7 protein-coding genes are annotated in these 6,000 nt (G+C 34.6%); 4 read left to right on the forward strand and 3 right to left on the reverse strand.

Translation table 11 applies throughout. From position 1 onward, the window contains the following. Window positions 1-4: 4 nt before the first annotated feature. Both G508_RS0115205 and G508_RS19145 read left to right on the forward strand, forming a co-directional pair. Window positions 5-637: a 7-carboxy-7-deazaguanine synthase QueE gene (locus G508_RS0115205; protein WP_026706122.1), complete on the forward strand. Its 633-nt coding sequence runs from the start codon at window positions 5-7 to the stop codon at window positions 635-637. 2 nt (window positions 638-639) lie between these two features. Continuing rightward, window positions 640-1,044, forward strand: coding sequence for an energy transducer TonB (locus tag G508_RS19145; protein WP_051197686.1), 405 nt, complete (start codon window positions 640-642; stop codon window positions 1,042-1,044). A gap of 32 nt (window positions 1,045-1,076) precedes the next feature. Here the strand turns inward: G508_RS19145 and G508_RS0115215 are convergent, their stop codons facing one another. Continuing rightward, the gene (locus G508_RS0115215; protein WP_026706123.1) at window positions 1,077-1,784 is read right to left on the reverse strand and encodes a class I SAM-dependent methyltransferase; all 708 of its coding nucleotides are present in this window, start codon (window positions 1,782-1,784) and stop codon (window positions 1,077-1,079) included. A 74-nt stretch (window positions 1,785-1,858) separates the two neighbouring features. Between G508_RS0115215 and G508_RS0115220 the strand changes: the two genes are divergently transcribed. Beyond that, complete coding sequence (locus G508_RS0115220; protein ID WP_026706124.1) at window positions 1,859-2,353, forward strand: YkgJ family cysteine cluster protein; 495 nt, start codon at window positions 1,859-1,861, stop codon at window positions 2,351-2,353. 32 nt (window positions 2,354-2,385) lie between these two features. Here the strand turns inward: G508_RS0115220 and G508_RS0115225 are convergent, their stop codons facing one another. Together G508_RS0115225 and G508_RS0115230 are read right to left on the reverse strand one after the other, a co-directional pair. Continuing rightward, window positions 2,386-2,610, reverse strand: a complete 225-nt coding sequence (locus G508_RS0115225) for a hypothetical protein (protein ID WP_026706125.1) — start codon at window positions 2,608-2,610, stop codon at window positions 2,386-2,388. A gap of 116 nt (window positions 2,611-2,726) precedes the next feature. Further along, window positions 2,727-3,971, reverse strand: a complete 1,245-nt coding sequence (locus tag G508_RS0115230; protein ID WP_407918636.1) for an exo-beta-N-acetylmuramidase NamZ family protein — start codon at window positions 3,969-3,971, stop codon at window positions 2,727-2,729. 142 nt (window positions 3,972-4,113) lie between these two features. Here G508_RS0115230 and G508_RS0115235 point away from each other — a divergent pair, with 142 nt between their 5' ends. Beyond that, the gene (locus G508_RS0115235) at window positions 4,114-5,367 is read left to right on the forward strand and encodes an ABC transporter permease (protein ID WP_026706127.1); all 1,254 of its coding nucleotides are present in this window, start codon (window positions 4,114-4,116) and stop codon (window positions 5,365-5,367) included. Window positions 5,368-6,000 lie beyond the last annotated feature (633 nt).

Consider the following 6,000-nt stretch of genomic DNA (forward strand, 5'->3'; position numbering starts at 1 on the left):
TAAAATGTTACCAAAAGAAATACAAACCGAAGTCGAAAAAGGAACCATGCTTCCGCTAATGGAAGAGTTCTATACTATCCAAGGCGAGGGGTATCACACAGGAACAGCTGCCTATTTTATCAGAATTGGCGGATGCGATGTAGGTTGTCACTGGTGTGATGTAAAGGAAAGCTGGAATGCAGCAATTCATCCACCAACCCATATCGATCATATCGTAGAAAATGCTTCAAAATATTCCGAAACGGTTGTCATCACAGGGGGAGAACCTTTAACGTGGGACATGACTTTACTTACGCAAATGTTAAAAGACAGAAACCGTCGTGTTCATATCGAAACATCTGGAGCCTATCCTTTAACTGGAACCTGGGATTGGATTTGTCTCTCGCCAAAGAAAAACAAACTTCCAACCCAAACCGTGTATGATAATGCACACGAACTAAAAGTCATTATCTACAACAAACACGATTTTATCTTTGCCGAAGAACAAGCCGAAAAAGTAAACAGCAATGCCATTCTATTTCTTCAACCCGAATGGAGCAAAAAAGAAGAAATGACTCCCTTGATTGTTGATTATGTTATGAACAATCCAAAATGGAGAGTTTCGTTGCAAACACATAAATATCTAAATATTCCATAAGCATGCAAAAGATACTCTTGCTTTTGTTGATGTTTTCTATGTCAGAAACAACTTTTGCTCAAACCACAGATACAGAAAACAACGTTTCATCTGATGAAAAAATTTATTATGATGTAAACTCAAAACCTGAATTTGTTGGCGGTATGCAAGAATTCTACAATTTTGTTGGCCAAGAATTTAAAGTACCAAATGTGAAAAAATTGAAAGGAAATATTCTCGTTCAATTTGTTGTAGAAAAAGATGGAAGTCTTTCAGATATCAAAGTATTAAAAGATATTGGTCACGGAACAAAAGAAGAAACTATCCGAGTTTTATCGAAATCACCAAAATGGATTGCAGGAAAACAAAAAGGAATACCAGTTAGGGTTTTATATACATTACCCATAACCATTGCTTCATCGAAATAAAAATTTAAAACGTCTTTTCAGACGTTTTTTGTTTAGTATAATTTCGCTAAATAATCAAAATGTTCGCCTTCTGAAATCAATTCACATTTCAAACCGTTATCAAAACAAGCATTCTGCAACGTATTATAATCTAAATACAACCATTCAAATGTATCTTCTCTCTCCTTTTTATACGTAACTGTAAAAGTGACTTCACCATAATAATTGTTAGATGGAATCCATTTTCCGCCGTCTTCATCTTCATCAAACATGTAAATGATATCTGAACTGTCAATTAAAATCTGTCCGCCAGGGTTTAGCAAAGATTTCAATTTCTGAAGAAATAGTGGCGTTTTATTCAATGTGCCAAATATTCCTGTTCCATTCATCAATAATAGAATGGTGTCAAACTTATTGGTAGCTGAATCCAAATCCAAAACATCCATTGCAACTGCATTTTTCAATCCTCGAAGTTGGCAACATTCAATTGCATTTGCCGAGATGTCGATTGAAGTGACATCCAAATTCTTTTTGTTTTGAAGATATAAGCTATGACTTCCAGCTCCACATCCAATATCAAGTACTTTTCCTTTGGAGAGTTCAAGCGCTTTTTGTTCAATCGAAGGCATTTCTTCAAATGAACGAAACAAATAAGCAACCGACATTTCATCTTCTTCAGAAATAGAAGTTTCGGTAATCAAGTCTTCAGGAGTATTATTAGTTTGATAATCTAAAATGGCTTTTCCAAAAAGATCTTTCATTGCGTGTTTATGAGTTTAAAGGGTTATAAGTTTAAAAGTTGTTTAACTTTGCAACTCAACTTTAAAATTTAAACTTGAAACCACAATTAAACGAACTCGGAAAACTAGCCAAAGATAAGCATATCGAAAATAAAAAGTATTTTGATAAGCTCAAAAAGAAACCGCCACGGGATTTAGATTATGTGATGCAGGAACTCCACGACAGAGAATTTAAGAAAACGGATTGTCTGAAATGTGCGAATTGTTGTAAAACAACAGGCCCGCTTTTCACGTTGGCAGATATTGAAAGGATTTCAAAATCGTTCCGCCAAAAACCCCAACAGTTTATCGATCAATATTTGAGAATAGATGAAGATAACGATTATGTGCTAAAAAGTGTTCCATGTACTTTTCTGGATGCCGATAATTATTGTATGATTTATGATGTCAGACCAAAAGCATGTAGAGAATTTCCACACACTGACAGAAAAAAGTTTCAGCAAATTACGGATTTGACGTTAAAGAATGTTTCAATCTGTCCAGCAGCTTTCAATATTGTAGAGGAAATGAAGAAAAAAATAAAGCTCTAAATGAAAAACCCTGCCGAGAAGCAGGATCTTTTTTATACAAACATATAATCGTCAGAAGTTTCAATCAAATCTAAAGTTCGTCCTCGAACACTGTCAATAAAATTAGTGATTCGTATTTCAAGGTATTCAATCATTCTTTGAACCCAGATTTTGGCTTGAACAAAAAGTTCAATACCCTTTTCAATACCTTCGTTAATAAATGCAATGAACTTCTTGAGTTCATCCATAAAGGTCAATATAATTTCAGCTCTTTTCATATCAATAGATTTGGTTTATTGTTGTTTTAATAATTCCCACTAATTTAAGGAATAGCTAGATAATAATGAATAATCGATATGATAAAATTTTCTTATTTTTTCAAATGCACAATATATTAGTAAATTAAGTATTGTTGTCGCATGATTCTAAATTCCTCCAAACCCAGTATCCAACTTTCTCTAATTTGTTCTTCAGGCATTCCGGCCTGAATTTGAAACTGAAGCGTTTTGTTTCCCGCTAATTTGGTGAAAAAGGGAGTAAAAAATTTACTTTTGTCCAATGTTTCTTGATAGGCTCTTATAAGCCATTTTAATTCCAATCGGGTTACTTTTTCTACGTTTCGCAAATCTTCGCCATAACAATTCAATCCTTTATTTGGCGGATTGGTCGAACCTACATTAGGTTCTGGTTTAAATGAAAATCCAGTATTTGGCAAATAAGGTGAGCCATAAACTTGAAATTGCATATCAGTTCCTCTTCCAATACTCACATTTGTCCCCTCAAAAAAACACAAACTTGCATACAAATTGATGGATTGGTCGTTTGGTAAGTTTGGTGAAGGTTTTACAGGAAGGCTATAAGGCATTTCGCGATTATAATTTTCACAGGGAATAATTTTCACTTCACATTGAATCCCGTTTGCCAGCCATCCTTGACCGTTAATCATCAAAGCATATTCTCCAATAGTCATGCCGTGCAAAACCGGTATCGTATGCATCCCGATAAAACTTGAATGTTCGGGTTCTAGAATGGGCCCATCGATAATTCCGCCATTCGGATTTGGCCTATCCAAAATAATCAATGGGATTCCTTGTTCTGCACAAGCTTCCATGATATAATGTAGGTGCGAAATATAAGTATAAAAACGAGCCCCAACATCTTGCAAGTCAAAAAGCAGAACATCAATTCCTTCTAATTGTTCTTTGCTGGGTTTTTTGCTGTTTCCATATAAGGATAAAATAGGTAAGCCAGTTTTCGTGTCTTTTCCATCGGTAATCAGTTCTCCATTTGCCGCAGTTCCCCTAAAACCATGTTCAGGAGCATAAATCTTAACCAGTTCAACATCTTTTTGTTTGACCAAATAATCAACAATATGTTCCGTTTTGGTAATTTTGCTTTCTCTAATGCCTAACTTTTTTGTTTGTTTAACTATAGAATCATAAGTAATCAATCCCGTTTGATTGGTCACAATGCCAACTTTTTTATTTTCGATCAAGTCGAAATAGCTCAAAACGTTATCAGCACCTGTTAGAAACCTCTCCGATTTCATTTTCGTTTTGACTGTTGTTTCGGATGGAACAGAATAATTCACCTTTGCCTTGGTTTTGCAAGAGGTAAAAACTGCTAGAATAAAAACCATTTTCAAGGTTTTGGAAATTTTTATGTTTTGAATGGTTTTAGAAAAAGAAATCATTTTTCGAAGAATATAATTATTAGTAAAATTGGCGTAAATTAAACGCTAAAGCTGTATTTTTGAAAATCAAATCAGCAAAAATATCAAATTGAATCTAGAATATTTTATAGCCAAAAGATTAATTACTGCTAAAAACCATAAAAGTAGTATATCTGCACCAATTATAAAAATTGCAATCTCAGCGATTGCCATCGGAATGATTATGATGATTGTTTCCGTAGCAACCGGAATAGGGCTAAAACAAAAGATTCGTCAAAAGGTTTCAGATTTCAACGGACATGTTACTATTTCTAATTATGACGGCAATCAATCCGAAGTCAGTTTGGTTCCAATTTCTACTAATCAAGATTTCTATCCAAAATTCAAATCCATTCCAGAGGTGAATCACATTCAAGCAGTCGCTACAAAGATGGGAATCATCAGAACCGAAACTGCTTTTGAAGGGATACTATATAAAGGAGTAGGTAAGGAATATCAATGGGATAATATAAAGGAGTATTTAGTTCAAGGCAGAATTCCAAATCTCACACAAGATATTAACGAAGAAGTAATTATTTCAAAATTCCTTGCCGATCGATTGAAGTTAAAAGTTGGTGATAAGTTCACGACTTTCTTTATGAAGGACGAAGTAAACAAGATTCCAAACCGTCGAGCCTTCTTGATAACCGGAATTTTCAACTCAGGATTTCCTGAATTTGATGCCAAATATGTTTTGGGAGATATCCGTCATATCCAAAGAATGAATAAGTGGACTCAAGATGAAGTCGGTTCCTTCGAGGTTTTTGTAAACGATTTTGATAATATCGAAACGATAGGAAAAGAAGTTTACAATAATACATTCAATAAAGCAGATGCAAGTAAAGCATTAGATACAAAAACCATCATCGAAAAATACTTCTATATATTTGAATGGCTCAAAATGTTCGACATAAACATCCAGGTCATTTTAATTGTAATGATAATCGTTGCTACCATTAATATGATAGTAGCACTTCTGGTTCTCATCCTCGAGCGAACACAAATGATAGGGATTTTAAAGTCACTAGGAGCTAACAACTGGACTGTTAGAAAAATTTTCCTTTTCAATGCTTCGCATCTAATATTCCGCGGCCTACTTTGGGGTAATGCAATTGGAATAAGCTTAATTCTAATCCAACAGTATTTTGGCATCGTCAAACTCAATCCAGAAAACTACTATGTAAACGAAGCGCCAGTCTATATAAATTGGATGTACATACTCCTCCTTAATATAGGAACCATAATAATATGTTTACTTGTGTTGTTAATTCCTTCCTATATAATAACAAAAATATCTCCTGTAAAAGCAATTCGTTTCGATTAGAAGCGAATCTTCCGGCTTCGAATAATTCCATATTCCCGCCTTTCTTCCAAATCTTTTCTTTTTTTTAAGGAAAAAAAGAAAAGGATTTTCCCTCCAGTCGGGGCTATTTAGCAAACAGGGGGCATTTTTGGAAGCTTTCACGGTATGCAGGCCTGCTAAATTTTGCTTCTGGCTTCGGGTTTTATTTCATTCGTAACATGTTTTGCGGTTATTTTTCAAGCCAAGGGAAGGTGTAAGGCATTTCAAGAGTGCTGTGGTTGAAAAAACTTTCGATTCCAAGCCGCACGTTTCCAATGCATTGTAAAAAAGGTTAAAAAAAAGTGTTTATAAAGCTTGCGGGAATGAAAATCTTGTGTACTTTTGCACCCGCATTCAAGGCGAAGTTCTTATGTAGACACTGGAAAAAGATCAGGAAAAAATCTAAAAAAAGATTTGCGAGATTCGGAAAAGGATTTTATCTTTGCCACCCGCAAAACAACGGATTTTTCGAGATTTGGGAGGCTGAAAAAATAAATTGAAAATAATTTAAAAAAGGCTTGCAGGATAAAAAAAGAATCGTACTTTTGCACCCGCTTTGAGACACAAGCGAAACAATAGAGAAGACACGTTCATAGACATATTGAATTGACAGCC

Origin of the sequence: Flavobacterium soli DSM 19725 (assembly GCF_000422705.1) — a bacterium.
Classification (GTDB): Bacteria; Bacteroidota; Bacteroidia; order Flavobacteriales; family Flavobacteriaceae; genus Flavobacterium; species Flavobacterium soli.